Below are 2,446 nucleotides of genomic sequence, written 5' to 3'. Positions count from 1 at the left end.
TTTTTTAGCTAGATCTTCTATTGCTTGGGGAGTTTTATAACCAATGCTACTATGAATCCTCTTGCGGTTATACCATCCCTCGATGTATTGAAATAATGCTAAGTTTGCTTGTTCAAATGTGACATATTTTGTACGATATACTTCTTCTTTCTTTAAAGTGGCATGAAACGACTCCATACAAGCATTATCATACGGACAGCCTTTTTTGCTGAAAGAGAGGTTGATTTTATAATTCGCGAGTATCGTTTGGAATTTTCGACTTGTATATTGTGTTCCTAAGTCAGTATGCAGAATGGGACCTTCTGGTGGTTTCTGTGTATAGTAAGCGTTTTCTAACGCTTTTACCACAATATTCGTTGTCATATTTCGTGAAAATGAATAGCCAACAATTTTTTCAGAATACAAATCCATGACAGATGCAAGGTAACACCAACCATCTTTTTGCGTGTGAATATAGGTAATATCTGCTACCCACTTTTCATTAATTGTCGTTGTAGAGAAGTCCTGTTCTAGTAGATTTATCCGTTCCTCTACATTTGATTTTGATGAATTTGGTTTGTATTTCTTTAAGATAACGGAACGAATATATTCTTTTTTCATGAGCCGCTGTACACGCTTTATACTTACTTGTAATCCTTGTTCCAATAGTATTTGATGAATCTTGGGCGCACCGTAACGCTTTCCACTGTCTTGATGAATTTGTATAATTTTTTGGGTTAATTCTTCATTTTCACGACTACGCTTTGACTCTGTTTTGTGCTGAGATTGGTAGTAAGAATTTCTCGCTATCCCGAGAGTTTGGCACATCATATGAACAGAGTGCGTTTCTTTTTGACAATCGATAAATTGGTGTAATTCTGTATCTTTTATTTTCTCGCGAATATAGCCATAGCCTTTTGTAAAATTTCATTTTCTTCTTTTAGACGAAGCATTTCTTTTTTCATTCGTTTTAGATCTTCTAGCGTCATTTCATCCTCATCAACTGATGCGATAGGAGAATATATTTTAATCCATTTATAAACGGTTACTTCTGATATGCCATACTCGCTGCTTAATTGTTTTACAGATTGTCCTGAACGATATAATTCAACCACCATTTTTTTAAATTCTTCATTAAACTTCTTGTTTGTCATACGGACACTTCCTCCTTGAAATCCATTGTAAGGACTTAACTAAGTTGTGTCCATATGACTATACTAACTCTATTATTTTTGTAGTTAGTTTTACATTTAAATGTATCTAGTTTGAAATATATCCAGACACTTCACTTATTTCTTCTTTTAAAGCTTTTAATTCATCTTCGTTTAAATTATACTTTGATAAATCTAACATATTAAAACTTTCAATCTTCTTTTTTAAAACTTGTTTAAAATCATCACCTAATGGTTTTCCACATCTAGCAAATCTAGTAGCAATTGTTATAGGCATCACTATTTCATCAAGCTCATTCTGTGGTTGGTCATAATACATACATTGTGATGCTGCAACATCATAAGTACTTCCTTGTTCTATCCACATGTAAAAAGATTCCAAAGTTCTAAACTTACTTTCATAAAAATTGTATTTGTTCATCAAATATAACCTGCTTTCTATTTTTTTATCTTATATATTACTTCAATATCTATTTATGATATAATTTTTTAAATTGTTCTATTACATCTAAACAACTTGGGCAACATTCCAATTCAGTAAACAATTTAATTTTCCCTGCTGTACTATACTTGGTTCCCAATTTATTTTGTATTTCTGAAAGTATTTTAAATTCAGTATCAACATCTCTTAACCACGCTCCAGCTCCATCTACTACATTGTTTCCATCAACTTTTATTGCCTTTAATAAAGTTGAATCTGGTTTTATTGAAATGCCAGTTCCCTTAATACTCTCTATCTCTGCCTGTATTGCACTATGTGCAATATATTCATTTTTAGTTATACCCTCTATAGTTACTTCAGCACATCCAAAATTACCTTTTCCTATAGCCCATTGTGGCAATTTATTTTTATATTTATTGATTATATTTAAGAAATTAGAATCTACCACTTCATCAAGTAATCTTATAGTAGTTTTAGCTTCTGCCGCTCCCTTAGCAAGCGAAGCCTCAAGCCCCTGAATCTTACCATCCATAAACTTAGTACTCTCTGCATGGTGCGTATTGACCCACTCGGTAACCTTTCCTGGACCGCCTTGTTTCCCTATCAATACACTGTCTCCAGCTGGTTTAGGACCCTTGAAGAAAGCAAGTGTATTATCCATACCTTGGGCCATTTTTCTGCCAAGCTGATACATTTTTTCATTTCTGGATTTCCCTGTTTTTAATCGAGCCAATTTGAAATAATCTAATTATTATTTTACCTACTTGAATGTTTTATCGAAACTATTTTTATACTAAAACAAAAGGGGCTGTTCCATAAGCGAGTAAAACCAACTTATGGAACAGCCCTTTTA

The 2,446-nt window shown here is 33.0% G+C and carries 3 protein-coding genes; all 3 read right to left on the bottom strand.

The features are described from left to right. Positions 1–1,133, bottom strand: a protein-coding gene (locus tag BM211_RS25685) for an IS3 family transposase (RefSeq protein WP_091000214.1) whose coding sequence is annotated in 2 segments (ribosomal slippage) — positions 1–899 and positions 899–1,133 — 1,134 coding nt annotated over the 2 segments. Because the reading frame shifts where the segments join, the coding sequence is not laid out codon by codon here. This gene is flagged as partial in the annotation. A 106-nt stretch (positions 1,134–1,239) separates the two neighbouring features. After that, entirely contained in the window at positions 1,240–1,572 is a 333-nt protein-coding gene (locus BM211_RS25680) for a hypothetical protein (RefSeq protein WP_091000212.1), read from the bottom strand. Between the two features lie 49 nt (positions 1,573–1,621). After that, a complete protein-coding gene (locus BM211_RS26635) occupies positions 1,622–2,326 on the bottom strand; it encodes a deaminase domain-containing protein (protein ID WP_177207001.1) in 705 nt (234 codons plus the stop codon). Between the last annotated feature and the right edge of the window lie 120 nt (positions 2,327–2,446).

This window comes from Bacillus sp. 491mf (assembly GCF_900112415.1).
Classification (GTDB): Bacteria; Bacillota; Bacilli; order Bacillales; family Bacillaceae_G; genus Bacillus_A.
This window is presented reverse-complemented; position numbering and strand designations above follow the sequence as displayed.